The sequence below is a fragment of the Roseovarius sp. MBR-154 genome (assembly GCF_053628595.1).
Genome location: NZ_JBRJGR010000001.1, coordinates 161686 through 180740 on the forward strand (window position 1 = coordinate 161686; position 19055 = coordinate 180740).

17 protein-coding genes are annotated in these 19055 nt (G+C 63.8%); 13 read left to right on the top strand and 4 right to left on the bottom strand.

The genetic code is table 11. The annotated features are described in order from the left end of the window. Positions 1 to 92: 92 nt before the first annotated feature. Together ACSSV4_RS00790 and ACSSV4_RS00795 are read left to right on the top strand one after the other, a co-directional pair. Complete coding sequence (locus ACSSV4_RS00790; RefSeq protein WP_454272796.1) at positions 93 to 788, top strand: GntR family transcriptional regulator; 696 nt, start codon at positions 93 to 95, stop codon at positions 786 to 788. Between the two features lie 87 nt (positions 789 to 875). Beyond that, positions 876 to 2273: an aspartate aminotransferase family protein gene (locus ACSSV4_RS00795; protein ID WP_454272798.1), complete on the top strand. Its 1398-nt coding sequence runs from the start codon at positions 876 to 878 to the stop codon at positions 2271 to 2273. A 54-nt stretch (positions 2274 to 2327) separates the two neighbouring features. Here ACSSV4_RS00795 and ACSSV4_RS00800 read toward each other — a convergent pair whose 3' ends face one another. Next, a complete protein-coding gene (locus ACSSV4_RS00800) occupies positions 2328 to 3512 on the bottom strand; it encodes a M24 family metallopeptidase (RefSeq protein WP_454272800.1) in 1185 nt (394 codons plus the stop codon). Positions 3513 to 3677: 165 nt separating this feature from the next. Between ACSSV4_RS00800 and eutB the strand changes: the two genes are divergently transcribed. From eutB to ACSSV4_RS00850, 10 genes are all read left to right on the top strand, one after another. Then, a complete protein-coding gene (eutB, locus tag ACSSV4_RS00805; protein ID WP_454272802.1) occupies positions 3678 to 4679 on the top strand; it encodes a hydroxyectoine utilization dehydratase EutB in 1002 nt (333 codons plus the stop codon). Beyond that, entirely contained in the window at positions 4669 to 5658 is a 990-nt protein-coding gene (locus ACSSV4_RS00810) for a cyclodeaminase (RefSeq protein ID WP_454272804.1), read from the top strand. Before eutB ends, ACSSV4_RS00810 begins: the two co-directional genes overlap by 11 nt. Next, complete coding sequence (locus ACSSV4_RS00815; protein ID WP_454272806.1) at positions 5655 to 6128, top strand: Lrp/AsnC family transcriptional regulator; 474 nt, start codon at positions 5655 to 5657, stop codon at positions 6126 to 6128. The genes ACSSV4_RS00810 and ACSSV4_RS00815 overlap by 4 nt, the downstream gene beginning before the upstream one ends. 108 nt (positions 6129 to 6236) lie before the next feature. Beyond that, entirely contained in the window at positions 6237 to 7712 is a 1476-nt protein-coding gene (locus ACSSV4_RS00820; RefSeq protein ID WP_454272807.1) for an NAD-dependent succinate-semialdehyde dehydrogenase, read from the top strand. 78 nt (positions 7713 to 7790) lie between these two features. Continuing rightward, positions 7791 to 9161 carry an aminotransferase class III-fold pyridoxal phosphate-dependent enzyme gene (locus ACSSV4_RS00825; RefSeq protein ID WP_454272809.1) on the top strand — a complete coding sequence of 457 codons (1371 nt, stop codon included), beginning with the start codon at positions 7791 to 7793 and terminating at the stop codon, positions 9159 to 9161. A 228-nt stretch (positions 9162 to 9389) separates the two neighbouring features. Further along, complete coding sequence (locus tag ACSSV4_RS00830; protein WP_454272810.1) at positions 9390 to 10493, top strand: ABC transporter ATP-binding protein; 1104 nt, start codon at positions 9390 to 9392, stop codon at positions 10491 to 10493. A gap of 123 nt (positions 10494 to 10616) precedes the next feature. Further along, positions 10617 to 11732, top strand: a complete 1116-nt coding sequence (locus ACSSV4_RS00835; protein WP_454272812.1) for an extracellular solute-binding protein — start codon at positions 10617 to 10619, stop codon at positions 11730 to 11732. 104 nt (positions 11733 to 11836) lie between these two features. Continuing rightward, the gene (locus ACSSV4_RS00840; RefSeq protein ID WP_454272814.1) at positions 11837 to 13504 is read left to right on the top strand and encodes an ABC transporter permease; all 1668 of its coding nucleotides are present in this window, start codon (positions 11837 to 11839) and stop codon (positions 13502 to 13504) included. 3 nt (positions 13505 to 13507) lie between these two features. Beyond that, positions 13508 to 14698: an ABC transporter permease gene (locus ACSSV4_RS00845; RefSeq protein ID WP_454272816.1), complete on the top strand. Its 1191-nt coding sequence runs from the start codon at positions 13508 to 13510 to the stop codon at positions 14696 to 14698. 102 nt (positions 14699 to 14800) lie between these two features. Continuing rightward, positions 14801 to 16423: a GMC family oxidoreductase gene (locus tag ACSSV4_RS00850; RefSeq protein WP_454272818.1), complete on the top strand. Its 1623-nt coding sequence runs from the start codon at positions 14801 to 14803 to the stop codon at positions 16421 to 16423. Here ACSSV4_RS00850 and ACSSV4_RS00855 read toward each other — a convergent pair. Next, positions 16411 to 17028 (bottom strand): TetR/AcrR family transcriptional regulator, encoded by a 618-nt coding sequence (locus ACSSV4_RS00855; RefSeq protein ID WP_454272819.1) that lies wholly within the window; start codon positions 17026 to 17028, stop codon positions 16411 to 16413. The genes ACSSV4_RS00850 and ACSSV4_RS00855 overlap by 13 nt on opposite strands. 111 nt (positions 17029 to 17139) lie before the next feature. Continuing rightward, the gene (locus ACSSV4_RS00860; RefSeq protein ID WP_454272821.1) at positions 17140 to 17298 is read right to left on the bottom strand and encodes a hypothetical protein; all 159 of its coding nucleotides are present in this window, start codon (positions 17296 to 17298) and stop codon (positions 17140 to 17142) included. Between the two features lie 167 nt (positions 17299 to 17465). Here ACSSV4_RS00860 and mbfA point away from each other — a divergent pair, with 167 nt between their 5' ends. Beyond that, complete coding sequence (gene mbfA / locus ACSSV4_RS00865) at positions 17466 to 18443, top strand: iron exporter MbfA (RefSeq protein WP_454272822.1); 978 nt, start codon at positions 17466 to 17468, stop codon at positions 18441 to 18443. A gap of 10 nt (positions 18444 to 18453) precedes the next feature. Here the strand turns inward: mbfA and ACSSV4_RS00870 are convergent, their stop codons facing one another. Next, positions 18454 to 18894, bottom strand: a complete 441-nt coding sequence (locus tag ACSSV4_RS00870) for an N-acetyltransferase family protein (RefSeq protein WP_454272824.1) — start codon at positions 18892 to 18894, stop codon at positions 18454 to 18456. Between the last annotated feature and the right edge of the window lie 161 nt (positions 18895 to 19055).

The window sequence follows — 19055 nt, forward strand, 5'->3', positions numbered from 1 at the left end:
AAAATACCGCGCATGGCAATATGGTAATGTTTTCATGCAGCCGCTAAACTCGCAAGGTCAGAGATTGAACGCCGTGATCGGGATGCCCCTCAATGCCCAAGACCGCACAGAAATTGAACAACGACGTTGCCCCCGACTCGCGCCTGCCGGCACATGAGTTGATCTATCGGCAATTGCGCGCGCTGGTGCTGTTCGGCGATCTGGCACCCGGTCAGGCGGTGACCATTCAGGGGCTGAGCGAGCGGCTTGGCGCGGGCATGACCCCGGTGCGCGAGGCGATCCGCCGCCTCATCGCGGGCGGCGCGCTGGAATTCCAGGGCAACAGACGGGTCAGCGTCCCCTGCCTGACGCCGGACAATATCAGCGAATTGATTGTTGCTCGCCAATGGCTTGACCCTCATCTGACCGCGCGCGCCACCGAGCGGTCCACGGTCGAGGACCTGACCCGCCTGACCGCGCTCGACACCAAGCTGGATCAGGCCATCGCCCAGGGCGATCTGCGCGCCTATCTCGAACTGAACTACCGCTTTCACAAACGGATCTACGAGTTGGCGGGCGCGCCGATCCTCGCCGATGTGGCGGATGGGCTGTGGCTGCGATTCGGCCCCTCGCTGCGGGTGGTCTGCGGGCGCATGGGAACGCAGAATCTGCCGGACAAACACAAGGATATGCTTGCCGCGATGCATGCGGGCGATGCCGAGGCCGCCGCGCGCGCAATCCGCGAGGATGTGACCCAGGGAATGGAGCAGGTGCGCCAGTCGATCGCGCCGCAGGGCCGCGCGGACTGATTCGATTGACACCGGATAATTTGATCATATTCTTGGGGAAACGCCCGCACATCTGCGTCGGGCCCGTCTTTCGCGAGAGGTATTGCCATGAACACGATCACCAACCACATGCCCACGGCCGAGCTTCAGGCGCTGGATAGCGCGCATCACATGCATCCCTTCACCCATGGCAACGAGCTTGGAAAGAAGGGCGCGCGAATCATCACCCGCGCCCGTGGCGTCACCCTGACCGACAGCGAGGGCAACGAGATCCTCGACGCCATGGGCGGCCTCTGGTGCGTCAATATCGGCTACGGGCGCGAGGAACTGGCCGATGTAGCCGCCCGTCAGATGCGTGAACTGCCCTATTACAACACCTTCTTCCAGACCAGCCACGTGCCCGTCATCGCGCTCTCGGCCAAGCTGGCAGAACTGGCGCCGGGGGATCTCAACCATGTCTTCTACGCCGGGTCGGGCTCCGAGGCGAATGACACCAATATCCGCATGGTGCGCACCTATTGGGCACAGATGGGCGAGCCCGAGCGCACCGTGATCATCAGCCGCAAGAACGCCTATCACGGCTCCTCGGTCGGCAGCGGCAGCCTTGGTGGCATGACCGGCATGCACGCGCAGGGCGGCATGCCGATTCCCGACATTCACCATATCGACCAGCCCAACTGGTACGCCGAAGGCGGCGACACCGACCCCGAGGAGTTCGGTCTGGAACGCGCCCGCCAGCTTGAGGCCAAGATCGAGGAGCTCGGCGCGCACCGCGTCGCCGCCTTCATCGCCGAGCCGGTGCAGGGCGCGGGCGGCGTGATCGTGCCGCCCGACAGCTACTGGCCGGAAATCCAGCGGATTTGCGACAAATACGGCATCCTGCTGATCGCCGACGAGGTGATTTGTGGATTCGGTCGCACCGGCAACTGGTTCGGCAGCCAGACCTACAATATCCGCCCCGACATCATGACCATCGCCAAGGGGCTCTCCTCCGGCTACGCCCCCATCGGCGGCTCGATCGTCTCGGACAAGGTGGCGCAGGTGATGAACGCCTGCGAGTTCAACCACGGCTACACCTATTCCGGGCACCCCGTCTCCTGCGCCGTGGCACTGGAAAACCTGCGCATCCTCGAAGAGGAAAAGATCGTCGAGCGCGTGGCGAACGACACCGGTCCCTACCTGCAGGAAAAATGGCGCGGCCTTGCCGAACACCCGCTTGTAGGCGAGGCGCGAATCGTCGGCATGATGGGCTCCATCGCGCTCACCCCGCACAAGCAAAGCCGTGCCAAATTCGCCTCCGACCCGGGCACCGCCGGATATATCTGCCGCGAGCGCTGCTTTGCCAACAATCTGGTGATGCGCCATGTCGGCGACCGGATGATCATCTCGCCGCCGCTGGTGATCACGAAATCCGAGATCGACACGCTGATCGAGCGCGCCTGGTGGTCGCTCGACGAGGCCGAGCGCCAGATCCGGACCGACGGGCTGATGCAGGCTGCGGCGTGAGGGGCCAGCCCCTCACACTCCCCGGAGTATTTCCGGAACAATGAAGCCGGGGCCTCAGTCTTTCACATACATCTTGCGAGGGCGGTTGCAGAAGGTTTCAGCCGGTCCGCTCTCCTTGATGAGGATCGACTCGGTGATCTCCAGCCCCCAGTCGGACATCCACAGCCCCGGCATGAAGTGAAAGGTCATGCCCGGCTCCAGCACGCTCTCGTCCTCGGCGCGCAAGCTGATGGTGCGCTCGCCCCAGTCCGGCGGATAGCTGAGCCCGATGGGATAGCCGCAGCGCGCGCCGCGCTCGATGCCCGCGCGTTCCAGCGGCGCGGCCAGCGCATTGGCCACATCACAGGCGCGATTACCGGCCTTTGCAGCCTCAAGACCCGCCTCCAGCCCCTCAACCAGCGCCTTTTCCGCGTCGAGCAGGAATTGCGGCGGCTTGCCGAGGAACAGCGTCCGGCAGAGCGGCGCGTGATAGCGGCGGTAGCAGCCTGAAATCTCGAAGAAGGTTGCCTCGCCGGTCGCAAATTCGCGCCCGTTCCATGTCAGATGCGGCGCGGCGGCGTCACTGCCCGAGGGCAACAGCGGGACGATCGCCGGATAATCCCCCCACGCGCCGTCAACGCCACGGATGGCGTCGCGAAAGATCTCGGCCACGATCTCGTTCTTCGGGATACCCGGCTCGACCCGCTCGAAGAGGCCATCGGTGATCTTTTCCGAGATGAGCGCCGCCTTGCGAATGAAGGCCAGTTCCTCATCGGATTTCACGCCGCGCTGCCAGTTCACAAGGCTCGTCACATCGAGGAACGTCGCCCCAGGCAGTTCCTCGCGCAGGGTCTGCATGGCCTTGGCGGAGAAATAGTAGTTGTCCATCTCGACGCCGATCCGCTTGTCTGCCAGCCCCATGCCGGTCAGACGTTCGGCCAGATCCTGCATCGGATGGCGTTCGAAGGATTGGACATAGTTGTCGGCATAACCGATCACCCGGTCATCGGTCATCCAGACCGTGCGCACGCCGCCATTGGCATCCTGATTGCGGCCCCACCAGATCGGATCGGCATCTGGAAACACCAGCACACCCTGATGCACATAGAAGGACCAGCCGTCATAGCCGGTGATCCAGTGCTGGTTCGACGGGTCGGTGACGAAGATCGCGTCGAGATCGCGCGCCGCCATCGCGACGCGGATTTTCTCGAGGCGACGCTGATACTCCTGGTCGGAGAAGGGAAGGTCTTTTTCGATCATTTCAGGGCCTGTGGGTTGGATATCAGGCCCGGCTAGGGGATTTCCGGGCGTCCTGCCCCAAGAAATGCGCCACATGATGTCGTTTTCAGGCCGCGCAATGACGCGGAGTTGACGATAGGCTGCTCCGCGCGCAGATTGCGCAAAGCGTGCAAGAAGGAGACAGCGATGCGCCCGGTACTGGCCGATGTTCTTGCTGCGGCAAAGGTGATCGCCGGTGTGGCCGACGCCACACCGCTGGTGCCGTCGCCCCATATGAGCGGCGTGGCAGGCCATGAGTTCCTGCTCAAGCTGGAGAACATGCAACCCATCGGCGCGTTCAAGCTGCGCGGGGCATTGAATGCCGTGGCGGGGGTGCGCGAGGCCGCAGGCGTCACCTGCTGCTCCACCGGCAATCACGGGCGCGGCGTGGCCTATGCGGCGCGCGAGAGGGGCATTCGGGCCGTCATCTGCATGTCCGAACTGGTGCCGCAGGCCAAGGTCGACGGCATCCGCGCGCTGGGGGCCGAGGTCTGCATCATCGGGCGCAGTCAGGACGCCGCGCAGGCCGAGGCCGAACGGCTGGTGCGCGAAGAGGGGTTGACCGAAATCTCGCCCTTCGACGACCCGCTGGTGATCGCGGGTCAGGGCACCATCGGGCTCGAGATCATGGCGGCGCGGCCTGATCTTGAGGTGCTTCTGGTGCCGCTGTCGGGCGGCGGGCTGGCCGCCGGCGTGGCGATGGCCGCAAAGGCGATCAAGCCGTCGCTCCGCGTGGTTGGGATCAGCATGGACCGCGGCGCCGCGATGCACGAGAGCCTGCGCGCCGGTCACCCCGTCGAGGTCGAGGAAGTGGCGAGCCTCGCCGACAGCCTCGGCGGTGGCATCGGCATGCAGAACCGGCTGAGCTTTCCGATGTGCCGCGATCTGCTGGACGAGGTGGTGCTGGTGACGGAACAGGAAATCTACCACGCGATGCAGGTGCTCTATTACGAGGATCGGATCGTGGCCGAGGGGGCCTGCGTGGTGGGGCTGGCGGCGGTGCTGTCGGGCAAGGTGAGTGTCACGGGACCGACCGCCACCATCATCACCGGCCGCAATCTGGATATGGAGATGTTCACCCGGATCGTCACCGGGCAGGACGTGAAGCTGGGCGACACCGTGATCGAGGGCAAAGCATATGGCACATGACATCCGGATCGTGACCGAGGCGGAATTGCGCGCCGCTGTGGGGCTTGATCTCGATACCGTGAAGGTGATCGAACAGGCGTTCGGCGCGCTCTCGGATGGTGGGGTGGTGATGCCCCCCGTGATGTCGATGGAGTTGGCGCAGGCGCATGGCGAGGTCGATGTGAAGACCGCCTATATCCCGGGGTTCGACGGGTTCGCCATCAAGGTCAGCCCCGGCTTTTTCGACAATCCCAAACTGGGCCTGCCCAGCCTCAACGGGCTGATGATCCTGTTCTCCGCCAAAACCGGGCTGGTCGAGGCGGTGTTTCTCGACAATGGCTACCTGACCGACCTGCGGACTGCGGCGGCGGGGGCTGTTGCGGCGCAATATCTTGCCCCCGAGACGGTGCAGACGGCGGGCGTGATCGGCACCGGCGTGCAGGCCCGGCTTCAGGCACGGGCGGCCTATCTGGTGCGACCCTTTGAGCGGCTGCTGATCTGGGGGCGGGACGCCGAAAAGGCGCATGCTTGCGCCGGTGATCTGTCGGACCTGAATTGCGATATTCAAGTCGTCGATACCCCCGCCGATCTGGTGCGCGAGAGCCAATTGGTGATCACCACCACCCCCGCCAGGGAACCGGTGATCAAGGCCGAGTGGCTGCACCCCAAATTGCACATCACTGCGATGGGATCGGATCAGGCGGGCAAGAACGAGATCGACCCGCAGGCGCTGGTGCAGGCCGATCTCTACGTCGCCGATCGCGCCCCGCAGGCGCAATCCCTGGGCGAATTGCGCGCCGCGCTCGAGGCCGGGCTCTGGGCCGAGGATAGCCCTGTGGAACTGGGCGACGTCATCCGGGGCCGCGCGCGCGGGCGGCGCGCCGCCGCTGAGGTGACGATCTGCGACCTCACCGGCACCGGCGCGCAGGACACGGCGATCGCCACCCATGTCATGGCTAAGCTTGCGGGCCGCGACGTGGGCACGGTGATCCATACATGAGGCTCGACGCGCGCGACCTTGATATCCTGCGGGTGCTGGCCGATGAGGGGCGCATCACCAAGGCGCAACTGGCCAGCCGCGTCGGCCTTTCGGCCAGCCCCTGCTGGGAGCGGTTGAAACGGCTGGAAGAGGCGGGGCTGATCGAGGGCTATAATGCCCGCATCAGCCTGAAAAAGCTGGGGCCACATGTAACGGTCTTTGTCGCTGTCGAACTGGCCGACCACACGCCAGCGTCTTTCCGCGCCTTCGAGGACAGCGTGCAGCATTACGGCGAGGTGACGGCCTGTTGGGCGCTGGGCGGCGGGTTCGACTACCTGATGCAGATCGTGACCCGCGACATCGACGCCTATCAGCGGCTGATCGACCAGATGCTCGAGGCCCGGATCGGACTGGCGCGCTATTTCACCTATATCGTGACCAAGCCGGTCAAATCCCCGCGCCTGCCCCCGTTGGAGATGTTTTTCAGATGAATCGTCTTTGAAAATAAGATTTTTCGCCAGAAAAATCTTCAACCGACCGCAATGTCAGCCCCAGCCTCTGCGCACACAGTCTATTCTTCTGTGTGAAAGGAGGGCCAAATGTCTGATTCAGCAATCTGGACCCGCAACGGGATCACCGACACGCGCCTCGTGCGCAACTTCGCCTATCTGGGCGGCAAATGGGTGGCCGGCGAGGACGGTGAGACCATCGCCGTGCGCAATCCCGGCGACGGGGCGGCGCTTGGCGACGTGGCCAGCCTCAGCGCCGATCAGGCGCGGCTGGCGGTCGATGCCGCGCAAGATGCGTTCGACGATTGGGCGATGACCCTGCCGCAGGACCGCTCTGCCATCCTGCGCCGCTGGTTCGACCTGATGATCGAGCACAAGGAGGATCTGGCGCGGATCATGGTGCTGGAACAGGGCAAGCCCCTGTCGGAAGCACGCGGCGAGATCGACTATGCGGCGAGTTTCGTGGAATATTACGCCGAGGAATCCAAACGCCCCAATATCGAGGGCGTGACCAGCCACCTGCCCGATGCCGAGGTCGAATTGTGGCTCGAGCCGATGGGGGTCGCCGCCCTCATCACCCCGTGGAATTTCCCCGCCGCGATGCTCACGCGCAAGGCGGCGGCGGCGATGGCGGCAGGCTGCACCGTGGTGGCGCATCCGAGCGGAGAAACACCGTATTCGGCGCTGGCCCTTGCGGAACTGGCCGAACGCGCGGGCATCCCGGCGGGCGTCTTCAACGTGGTCACGGGCCGCGCCGCGACCGTGGTCGAGCCCTGGACAAGCGACACCCGCGTGCGCGCGCTCAGCTTCACCGGCTCGACCAATATCGGGCAGTTGCTCTATCGCCAATGCGCAGGCACCGTGAAGAAACTGGTGCTGGAACTGGGCGGCCACGCCCCGGTGATCGTGTTCAGGAACGCCGATCTGGACACTGCCGTCGAGGAATCGATCAAGGCCAAATTCGCCACCTCCGGGCAAGACTGCCTCGGCGCCAACCGCATCTACGTGGAGCGCGCGATCTATGACGAATTCTGTCGACGCTTCACCGAGGAGACGCAGAAACTGACCCTCGGGCGCGGCATGGATGACCCCGATATCGGCCCGCTGATGAACGAGAAGGCGGTGCAGAAGCAGGAAGAGCACGTGGCCGACGCCCTCAAACACGGCGCGAAACTGGCCTGCGGCGGCAAGCGCGACGATCTCGGACCGCTCTTCTATCAGCCCACGGTGCTGACCGATGTGCCGGATACGGCGGCGATCATGTGCGACGAGACCTTTGGCCCGGTGGCGGCGATCACGCCGTTCGACACCGAGGATGAGGTGGTGCGCCGCGCCAACGCCACGGAATTCGGCCTGATTGCCTATCTGCACAGCCACGACCCGCGCCGCATCTACCGGATGACGCGGGCGCTGCAATTCGGCATGGTGGCCGTGAACCGCACCAAGGTCACCGGCGCGCCCATTCCCTTTGGCGGGGTCAAGCAGTCGGGGCTGGGCCGCGAAGGGGCAAGGCGCGGCATGGAGGAATTCATGGAGATCAAGTATGTCTGCCGCGATTGGGCGTGAGTAGACGAAATCTTGAAAAGATTTCGACCCGGAATTTTTGAAAAATTCCGGGTCTCGGGACAAACGAAAGGAAACATAATGTTGCGCAATGACCAACTCGATCAATGGGACCGCGAAAACTTCTTCCACCCCTCGACGCATCTCGCGCAATTCGCGCGCGGCGAGGCCCCGAACCGGGTGATCCGCACGGCAAGCGGCTGTCACATCGAGGATCGCGATGGCGTCAAGCTGCTCGATGCCTTTGCCGGGCTTTACTGTGTCAACGTCGGCTATGGCCGTCAGGAGATCGCCGAGGCGATTGCCGATCAGGCGCGCGAACTGGCCTATTATCATGCTTATGTCGGTCACGGCACCGAGGCGTCGATCACGCTCTCGAAGATGATCCTCGACCGCGCACCCGATCACATGTCCAAGGTCTATTTCGGCATGTCGGGGTCGGACGCCAACGAGACCAACATCAAGCTGATCTGGTATTACAACAACATCCTCGGCCGCCCCGAAAAGAAGAAGATCATCTCGCGCTGGCGCGGCTATCATGGCTCTGGCCTGATGACCGGCTCGCTAACGGGGCTGCACCTCTTTCATCAGAAATTTGACCTGCCGCTCGCCCAGGTGGTCCACACGACGGCCCCCTACTATTATCGCCGCGACGATGTGAACATGACCGAGGACCAGTTCGTCGCCCATTGCGCGGCAGAGCTTGAGGGGCTGATCGCGCGCGAAGGAGCCGATACCATCGCCGCCTTCATCGGCGAGCCGGTTCTGGGCACCGGCGGCATCGTGCCACCGCCCGCCGGGTATTGGGCGGCGATCCAGCCGATCCTGGAAAAGCACGACATCCTGCTCATCGCCGACGAGGTGGTGACCGGCTTCGGTCGTCTCGGCACCATGTTCGGCTCGGAGCATTACGGGCTCAAGCCCGATCTCATCACCATCGCCAAGGGGTTGACCTCGGCCTATGCGCCGCTCTCGGGCAGCATTGTCAGTGACAAGATGTGGAAGGTGCTGGAGCAGGGCACCGACGAGAACGGCCCCATCGGCCACGGCTGGACCTATTCGGCGCATCCCATCGGTGCGGCGGCGGGGGTCGCGAACCTCAAGCTGCTCGATGACCTGAACCTCATCGCCAATAACCGCGAGGTCGGCGGCTATCTCAACCGCACCATGACCGAGGCGGTCGGGCATCATCCCAATGTCGGCGAGGTGCGCGGCGAGGGCATGCTTTGCGCGGTGGAATTCGTCAAGGACCGCGACAGCCGCACTTTCTTTGACGCCGCCGACAAGGTCGGGCCGCAGATTTCTGCCGCGCTCGCTGCCGATCACGTGATCGCGCGGGCCATGCCGCAGGGCGATATCCTGGGATTCGCCCCGCCCTTCTGCCTGACCAAGGCAGAGGCCGACGAGGTGGTGGATAAGACCGCCAAGGCCGTCAAATCCGTTCTCGGATAAGACACAAACCCCGTCATCGGGCCGTCGGAGATCATTCCGGCGGCCCTTTCTGATGCGTGAAAGTGAAGGACATTCGACTGAATCTGACGATCTTGCAGTCAATTTGACCTGTGATGCCGGGAATCTTCCAAAAAGGGTCGCTGTTCACTTGCATCACTGGAAATTTGGCGTTTTAGTCTTTGCCGAACGTGGAAAAATTCACGACACATAAACAACAGGGAGCCTGCATTGGCCGAGACCGGACACAACGACGCGTTCGTTGCATTTGAACGCGTGCAGAAGAGTTACGACGGCGAAACGCTTGTCGTGAAAGACCTCAACCTCTCGATGCCCAAGGGCGAGTTTCTGACCATGCTCGGGCCGTCGGGCTCCGGCAAGACCACCTGCCTGATGATGCTTGCCGGGTTTGAGACCGCCACCCATGGCGAGATCAAGCTCGACGGGGTGAGCATCAACAACATCCCGCCGCACAAGCGCGGCATCGGCATGGTGTTTCAGAACTATGCGCTTTTCCCCCACATGACGATCGCCGAGAACCTCAGCTTTCCGCTCGAGGTGCGCAAGATCGGCAAGTCCGATCGCGAGGCCAAGGTCAAGCGGGCACTGGAGATGGTCGAGATGGGCGCATTCGGCGGGCGCCGCCCGGCGCAGCTCTCGGGCGGCCAGCAGCAACGCGTGGCGCTGGCGCGCGCGCTGGTGTTCGAGCCGGAGCTGGTGCTGATGGACGAGCCGCTCGGCGCACTCGACAAGCAGTTGCGCGAAAAGATGCAGTTCGAGATCACCCATCTGGCGCATAACCTTGGGATCACGACGGTTTACGTGACCCATGACCAGACCGAGGCGCTGACCATGTCGGACCGGGTCGCGGTGTTCAACGATGGCAAGATCCAGCAGATCGCGCCGCCCGACGAGCTGTACGAGAGCCCGCAGAACAGCTTTGTCGCGCAGTTCATCGGCGAGAACAACACGCTCGAAGGCACCGTCAAGGAAATCAAGAACGGGCTTGCGCTCGTGCAGCTCGACGATGGCGGGCTGATCGACGCCAAGCCGGTGAACGTCCAAAAGCCGGGCGACCGCACGCTGATCTCGATCCGCCCCGAGCGGGTGGAGTTCAACCGCGAACGCCTCAGCCCGGATGCCCACACGCTCAAGGCCGAGGTGGTCGAGTTCATCTATATGGGTGACATCTTCCGCACGCGGCTCCGGGTCGCGGGCACGGATGAGTTCATCATCAAGACACGCAACGCCCCCGATCAGCGCCGCCTGCAACCCGGCGAGCAGATCGAGATCGGCTGGCTGCCCGAGGATTGCCGCGCGCTCGACGCGACATAGGGCATCAGAAATATTCGTGTCGACATTCGGTGTCGGCGCGGGTTGAGAGAGGCCCCGGATGTTTCCACCCGTGACACGGGGCCCATTCACCAAGAACGGGACTAAAAAACTGGGAGTATGTTCATGAAACTCACGAAAACCCTGCTTGCGACGACGGCTCTGACCGTTGCTGCCGGCGCATCCGCAACCGCGCAGGAGATGGCCGACAGCATGACGCTCGTGTCCTGGGGCGGTGCCTATCAGGCAAGCCAGCAGAAAGCCTATGTCGAGCCCTACCTGGCGGCCAATCCCGGCGTCAGCGTCACCTGGGACGAAAGCTCGGCCGAGGCCGTGGCCAAGATGCGCGCCATGACCGAGGCCGGCAACGTCACCTGGGATCTGGTCGATGCGGTGGCCTCGGACGCGATGCGCCTGTGTGACGAGGGCCTCGCGATGGAGCTCGATCACGACGAGGTTCTGGCCGAAGCCCCCGATGGCACCTCGGCCAGCGACGACTTCGGCGACCTGATCGTCAGCGACTGCTTCGTGCCGCAGATCGTCTATTCGACCACCTTCGGCTACCGCACCGACATGGTGCCCGAAGGCGTCGATGCGCCCGACAGCGTCTGTGACGTGTTTGACCTGGAAACCTATCCGGGCAAGCGCGCGCTGCAGAAGCGTCCGATCGACAACATGGAATGGGCGCTCTATTGCGATGGCGTCGCCAAGGACGAGATCTATGACGTTCTGGGCACCGACGAGGGCGTCGACCGCGCGCTCGCCAAGCTCGACACGATCAAGGATCAGGTGGTCTGGTGGTCGGCCGGTGCGGAAACCCCGCAGCTTCTGGCCGATGGCGAGGTCTTCATGGGTTCGACCTATAACGGGCGTCTGTTCTCGGCCATCGCCGAGCAGGATCAGCCGATCGGCATGATGTGGGACATGCAGTCCTTCGATCTTGACGGCTGGGTGGTTCCCGCAGGTCTCCCTGAGGACCGTCTGGCCCGCGTCATGGACTTCCTGAAGTTCGCGACCGACACGCAGCGTCTCGCCGATCAGGCCGCGTATATCTCCTACGGCCCGGCGCGCAGCTCTTCGGCGCCGCTGGTGGGCAAGCATGCGGAACTGGGCATCGAGATGGCCCCGCATATGCCGACCGACCCGGCCAACGCGACCAACCCCCACATCTACGACTACGAATGGTGGGCGGATAACCGCGACGATCTGGACGCCAAGTTCCAGGCATGGCTCGCGCAATAAGCGTGGCGACACGATCCAGAGGGGGCCCACGCGGCCCCCTCCACTCCTGATCACCGGGCACAAGACCCAGGGTTCAATAACCAGATTTGTCCGACGGGGATGACATGAGCGATACCACTGACACCGGCCCGGTGCTTGCCGCAGATGGCACACCGCTGAAACGCAGCCTGAGACGCGCCCTGCGCGCGCAGAAACTGCGGGCGCTTGCCTTGATCGCACCCTTGCTGATCTTCGTGCTGGTGGCCTTCATCGCCCCCATCGCGGACATGCTCTTTCGATCGGTCGAGAACCAGATCGTCGGCAACACCGTGCCGATGACGGTCGAGGAACTGCGCGATTGGGACGGCGAAGGCCTGCCGGACGAGCAGGTCTTCCGCGCCATGTTTTTCGATCTGTTCCTGGCCTCCGAGGCCAAGGAGCATACCCGGCTGGGCAGCCGCCTGAACTACGAGGAAAGCGGCGTGTCATCGCTCTTTCGCACCTCGGGCCGTGACGTGGATGACATGGGCGAGGTGTTTCAGGACGCGCTCGAAGAGATCAGCCCCGAATTCGAAGAGGCGCAATTCTGGTATGACATGATGTCGGGCGGCGACGGTGCCGAGGGCAACAAGCGCCTGCTGTCCAATCAGATCGGTCGCTTGGAGCAACTCGAAACCGACACCTATAGCGGCGATGTGGGCTTTGTCCCGGGCGCCGCGATTTCCGATATCCTGCCCAACACCGCGCGCGCCTATGCCGCCTTTGCCGCCTTCACCCATTTCGTGGATGAGGATGTCGTCGCCGAGGAAGAGCCGTGGGAGGCGGTCTATGCCGCGCTCGCGATTGATCTCGAAGACCCGGGCACGGCGGCGGCGCTGGCCAATTACGACGGTCCCGGCGCGGATCTGCTGAGCCAGGCTGCCGCGGCCGACCTGCCGCAGGTCGACATGCAATCCGCCTTCATCGAGTCCAACAAGGACTGGAACCGCATCGAATTCTGGGAGGTGATCAAGACCTATTCGCCGCCCTACACCACCGGCTATTTCCTCAATGCGGTGGACATGGAAAAGACCACCGAGGGCATCGCCCTGCGCAGCGAGGACGAGCGCATCTATGGCATCCTCTTCAAGCGCACGATGTTCATGTCCATGGTCATCACCCTCAGCTGTATCGCGCTTGGATATCCGGTTGCATGGCTCCTTGCGAACCTGCCCGCGAGCAAGGCCAACCTGCTTATGATACTCGTGCTGCTGCCGTTCTGGACGTCGCTTTTGGTACGCACCAGTGCCTGGAAAATCATGCTGCAACAGCAGGGCGTCATCAACGACGTGTTGGTCTGGCTGGGGCTTGTCGCGGATGAAGGCCGACTGGTGATGATCAACAACCAGTTCGGCACCATCGTGGCGATGACCCATATCCTTCTGCCCTTCATGATCCTGCCGATGTATTCGGTGATGCAGACCATCCCGCCCAGCTATCTGCGCGCGGCCAAATCGCTCGGGGCAACACCGTTCACCGCCTTCTGGCGGGTCTATTTCCCGCAATCCATCCCCGGCATCGGGGCCGGGTCGATCCTCGTCTTCATCCTGTCGATCGGCTATTATATCACGCCCGAAATCGTCGGCGGCACCACCGGCACGTTTATCTCGAATCGGATCGCCTATCACATCTCGACCTCGCTCAACTGGGGCCTTGCGGCGGCACTCGGGTCGATCCTGCTGGCGGTGGTCCTGATCCTCTACTGGGCCTATGACCGAATCGTCGGCATCGACAACGTGAAGCTGGGGGGCTGAGCCATGAGCGTATTCACACTGACACCCATCGAAAAGAAACCCCTCTCCTTCGCCCTGCCGATGATCGGGGCCGCAGGGGGCTTTGCCGGGCTCTTCGTCGGCACCGCCCATGGCTCGACCCTGATGGGCATCCTCATTGGCGCGCTGGCGCTGGCAGCACTTGGCTACCTTGCGCTCGAGGTTCTGGGAAAGGACAGGGAAAAGCCCGTGCGCTGGGGCATCATCGCGCTCTTCGTCGTGGTCGGTGTTCTGCTCGCCGGCACGCCCGGCGTTGTGCTTGGAGGCTTCTTCGGCTGGTTCTTTTCCTGGTTCATCTACTGGATCGGCGAGGGCCGGTACCGGGCCAATCTGCCGCCCTATTTCACGGCTGGCGAAGTGCTGTGGAGTTTCTCGTACAAGGTGATCTGCGGTGCGATCTTCATCTTCCTGATCACGCCAATTCTCGTGGTGATCCCGCTCAGCTTCAATGCAGAGAACTTCTTTACCTTCACACCGGAAATGCTGCGCTTCGATCCCGCAGGCTACAGCCTCAAGCATTACGAGGATTTCTTCACCTCGAGCGGCTGGCAGCAGGCGCTGCGCAATTCGCTGGCCATCGCACCGGTGGCGACGCTCCTGTCGGTCAGCTTCGGCACGCTGGCCGCCATCGGGCTGAGTTCCGAACATGTGCCGTTCCGCCGCGCGATCATGGCGATCCTGATTTCGCCGATGATCGTGCCACTGATCATCTCGGCGGCGGGGATGTATTTCTTCTATAGCCGGATCGGGTTGCAGGGCACCTATTTCGGCGTCGTTCTGGCGCACGCGGCACTTGGCATTCCCTTCGTGATCATCACCGTGACGGCCACGCTGGTTGGCTTTGACCGTTCGCTAACGCGCGCGGCGGCCAATATGGGCGCGGACCCGGTGACAACATTCTTCCGGGTGCAGATGCCGCTCATCCTGCCCGGCGTGATTTCGGGCGGCCTCTTCGCCTTCATCACCTCCTTTGATGAGGTGGTCGTGGTGCTCTTCGTCGGCTCGGCCAATCAGCAGACCCTGCCATGGCGGATGTTCACCGGCCTGCGCGAGCAGATCAGCCCGACAATCCTTGCGGTGGCAACGATCCTGGTGACGATTTCGATCATCCTTCTCGCCACGCTCGAAATGCTGCGCCGCCGGTCCGAGCGGCTGCGCGGGATGAGCCCCGGCTAAGACGGCGTCGCTGCACTCCACAAAGGCCCGGCGCATGACGTTGCGTCGGGCTTTTGCGTTCTGGGGTCTTCGGCATAGGCTCTGCCGCAGGAGGACGGGCGCATGCGCTATGATTACATCATCGTCGGCGGCGGCTCTGCCGGGTGCGTTCTGGCGGCACGGCTGAGCGAGGATCCATCGGTCACGGTGTGCCTGATCGAGGCGGGCGGCTCCGGCCGCGACATCCTGATCCGCGCCCCCGCACTCGTCGCGGCGATGGTCTCGGGGCGGCCCCGCCTCAACAACTGGGCGCTCAAGACGGTGCCGCAGCCGGGCCTCAACGGACGGCGCGGCTATCAGCCACGCGGCCGCGCGCTTGGCGGGTCGAGCGCGATCAACGCCATGCTTTACACGCGCGGTCACCCTCGCGATTACGACGAATGGGCCGATCTGGGCTGTGACGGCTGGGACTGGCACAGCGTGCTGCCGTGGTTCCGCCGGGCCGAACGCAACGCGCGCCTTGGGGATGACCTGCACGGGCAGGACGGCCCGCTTCAGGTGGCCGACCAGAACACCCCGCGCGCCGTCTCTGAGGCGTTCATTGTCGCCTGCGAAAGCGTGCAAATCCCCCGCAACGCCGATTTCAACGGCCCCCGGCAGGAGGGGGCAGGCCTCTATCAGGTGACGCAGAATTTCGACGGCCCCCACCGCGGCGAGCGCTGCTCGGTCGCGGCAGCCTATCTCTTTCCCGCCATGCGGCGCGCAAACCTGACCGTGATCCGCAACGCCATGGCCGAGCGTATCCTTCTCGACGGCAACCGCGCCACCGGCCTGCGCTATCACCACAAGGGCCAGATGCATGAGGTGCAGGCCGCGCACGAGGTGATCCTCAGCAGCGGCGCCTTCGGCTCACCGCATATCCTGAAACTTTCAGGGATAGGCCCGGCAGAGGAATTGCGGGCCCATGGCATCACGCCGCGCCACGACCTGCCCGGCGTCGGCGAGAACCTCCAGGACCATCTCGACTACACCCTGCTGGAACACTCGGTCAACGACGACGTGATCAGCCTCGCTCCAAAAGGGCTGTGGCGGATGGCGCGGGCGGGCCTTGCATGGCGCAAGACGGGCCAGGGCCATTTCACCACCCCCTATGCCGAAGCGGGGGCTTTCCTGCGCTCGAAACCGGGTCTCGACCGCCCCGATCTGCAATTGCATTTCGTGATCGGCGTGGTCGATGACCACATGCGCAAGCTGCATTTCCGGCCCGGCTATTCCTGCCATGTCTGCGTGCTGCGGCCCCACAGCCGGGGGCGCGTGACGCTACGCTCGGTGCGCGCAGGCGATGCACCGCTGATCGACCCCGCCTTCCTCAGCGACCCGCGCGACCTTGACCTGCTCAAGCGCGGTGCCCGACGGATGGACGAGATCCTGCGCGCCCCGCCGCTCGCCACGTGGCGCAAGCAGCGGCTCTATCCCCATGACGGCAGCGATAGCGCGCTCGAGGCTGACATCCGCGCCCGCGCCGACACGATCTATCACCCTGTAGGCACCTGCGCGATGGGGCGGGGCGACATGGCGGTGACCGATGGTCAGGGCCGGGTGCACGGCATCGCGGGGCTGCGCGTGGTCGACGCCTCGATCATGCCGCGCCTGATCGGCGGCAACACCAACGCCCCCACCGTCATGATCGCCGAAAAGATCGCCGGGGACATGACCGGGCGCGGCCCCGAAGGTCAGGCCCGGTAGCGCGCCAGGAACATCTCGACCGCGCCATTCACCACGCGCTCGATATCGGCCTCGCGCACTTCGCCGCACATGCCGCAGAGCGAGCGGATGAAGAGATCACCCTTGCACAGCTCACCGAACTGGTTGGCGGCCAGATCCATATCCTCGATCCGCAACACACCCGCCTCGACATAAGGCGTCAGAACCATGCTCATGCGCTCCCGCACCAGCGCCGGACCCGAGGCGTAGAACCGCTTGCCCAACTCCGGAAAGCGGTGTGATTCCGACACGCAGATGCGAAACACCTGCTGACCGAAATCCGACAGGAAAAACCGCACGATCCGGTTTGCCGCCTCGTGCAGCACATGCTCGATCGGCGCGCCCTTGCCGATCACGTCCAGCGCCTCTTCGGCCTGCCGGTTGCATTCGATCCGCGCCACCTCGGAAAACAGCAGCCGCTTGTCGGGGAAATAGCTGTAGAGCGTCGCCTTCGAGACCTGCGCCTCACGCGCGATCTCGTCCACGCTTGCGCCCTCGAACCCATCCCGCATGAAGATGCGCCGTGCCCCGTCAAGCACTTGATCGAACTTGCGACCTTTCTTGATTTCCGCGGCCGGTGCCGACATTCCACCCCTCCAGACAGGTCCGGTCAGTGTAGTCGGGCCGGGCGGAGGTTCGCAAGCAGATCCGCGTTCGCGCCGGATGAGCGGGCCGCCTGACCGGCGGCCCGGCGGGATTTACTTGGCGATCCCGCCCTGATCCTTGGTGACCGGCTGCGGTGCGGGCTCGGGATAGGTCAATGTCGGGGTGAGCGTGCTGGTGTTCACGCTGAAGGCCAGTGCGGGGGCCGCGACAAACGACAGCGACAGGGCGATGACGGTGAGGGTTTGTTTCATGGTCAACTCCATAATTGAACTACTCGGTTCAGTTTATATCTAAACAGTCTAGTTCACTTATCAAGACAAAACTAAACAACTCGGTTCACTTTTTCGCGCATGGCAAATCCCGGTTGAATATCATCCCCCATGGCATAGATTAGAATTATTCTAAATCGAGGCCCAACATGATTCCCGGTTTCTCCTCCCGCCGCCGCTTCAGGGACCTGTCCGAGCAGGAAATCCTTGCCCTCGCGATCTCGTCCGAGGAAGACGACGCGCGCATCTACCGCTCCTATGCCGAGATGCTGCGCGCCGATTACCCCGACAGCGCCGCCATGTTCGACGGCATGGCGCGTGAGGAGGACGGCCACCGCCAGCGCCTGATCGAACTGCATCGCTCTCGCTTTGGTGAGGTGATCCCGCTGATTCGCCGCGAACACGTGGCGGGCTTCTATGCACGCCGCCCGATCTGGCTGGTGGAAAACCTCGGGATAGAGCGTATCCGCGACGAGGCCGAGGCGATGGAGCGCGACGCCGAAGCCTTCTATCTCAAGGCGGCACAGCACAGCCGCGACGCCGCCACCCGCAAGCTGTTGGGCGATCTCGCCGCCGCCGAGGCGGGCCACCAGACCCGCGCCGAGGAGTTACAGCAAGAGCATCTCGGCGGCGACGCCCGCGACGTCGAGGATCGCACCGCCAAGCGGCAGTTCGTGCTGACATGGGTGCAACCGGGCCTCGCCGGTCTGATGGACGGCTCCGTCTCGACGCTGGCCCCGATCTTTGCCACCGCCTTTGCCACGCAGGACACCTGGACCACCTTTCTCGTCGGTCTGGCAGCCAGCATCGGGGCGGGCATTTCCATGGGTTTCACCGAGGCCGCCAGCGATGACGGAGAGCTTTCGGGCCGCGGCAGCCCGTTCAAGCGGGGCCTCTCCTCGGGCGTGATGACCACCGTGGGCGGGTTGGGCCATGCCCTGCCCTATCTCATCCCCGATTTCTGGACCGCCACGATCATCGCCTTTGTCGTCGTCTTCATCGAGCTTTGGGCAATTGCCTGGATTCAGAACAAATACATGGAAACCCCGTTCTTCCGCGCGGCGTTTCAGGTTGTCCTGGGCGGCGCGCTGGTCTTTGCCGCAGGCGTACTGATCGGCAGCGGCTAGGGCCCGTCCGCTACCGGCTGTACTTGATGAAAGGCGTCAGCGTCCCGATCCGGTCATATAGCCGCCGCGCGGTGTGGTTGAACTCCTGCGTCATCCAATAGACCGACGGGCAACCATCGGCATCCGCGCGCGCATAGACCGCTTCGATCAGCGCCCGCCCCACGCCCATGCCGCGCACCTCCGGGGCGGCAAAGAGATCCTGCAGGTAACACACCTTCTCCACCCGCCAGTTATGCGGATGATAGATGGTATGCACCAGCCCCACCGCGCCCCCGTCCTGCACGGCGATCAGACCGTTCTGATCGGGATGCATGGGCGAGGTCAGCCGCTCGAAGGTCACGTCATAGACGGCCTCGGGCAGGGTTGTCTCGTAGAAGTCCAGATAGGCCCGCCAGAGCGGCGCCCAGGCGGGCTTGTCGCCGGTCTCGATGGGGCGGATGGTCAACGCCAAGGGCTCTCTCCTGCATTATCGACGCGCGCCATCTTGCGCGACCCGGGCTGGCAAGACCAGAGCCGATCCGTGCGCGCTCCCGGCATTTTTCCGCCGAACGGGTTGCCACCCCGCCGCCGCTTCCCCACGTTGCGGCAGGCGTCCCGCGCCCGCTGCGGGAC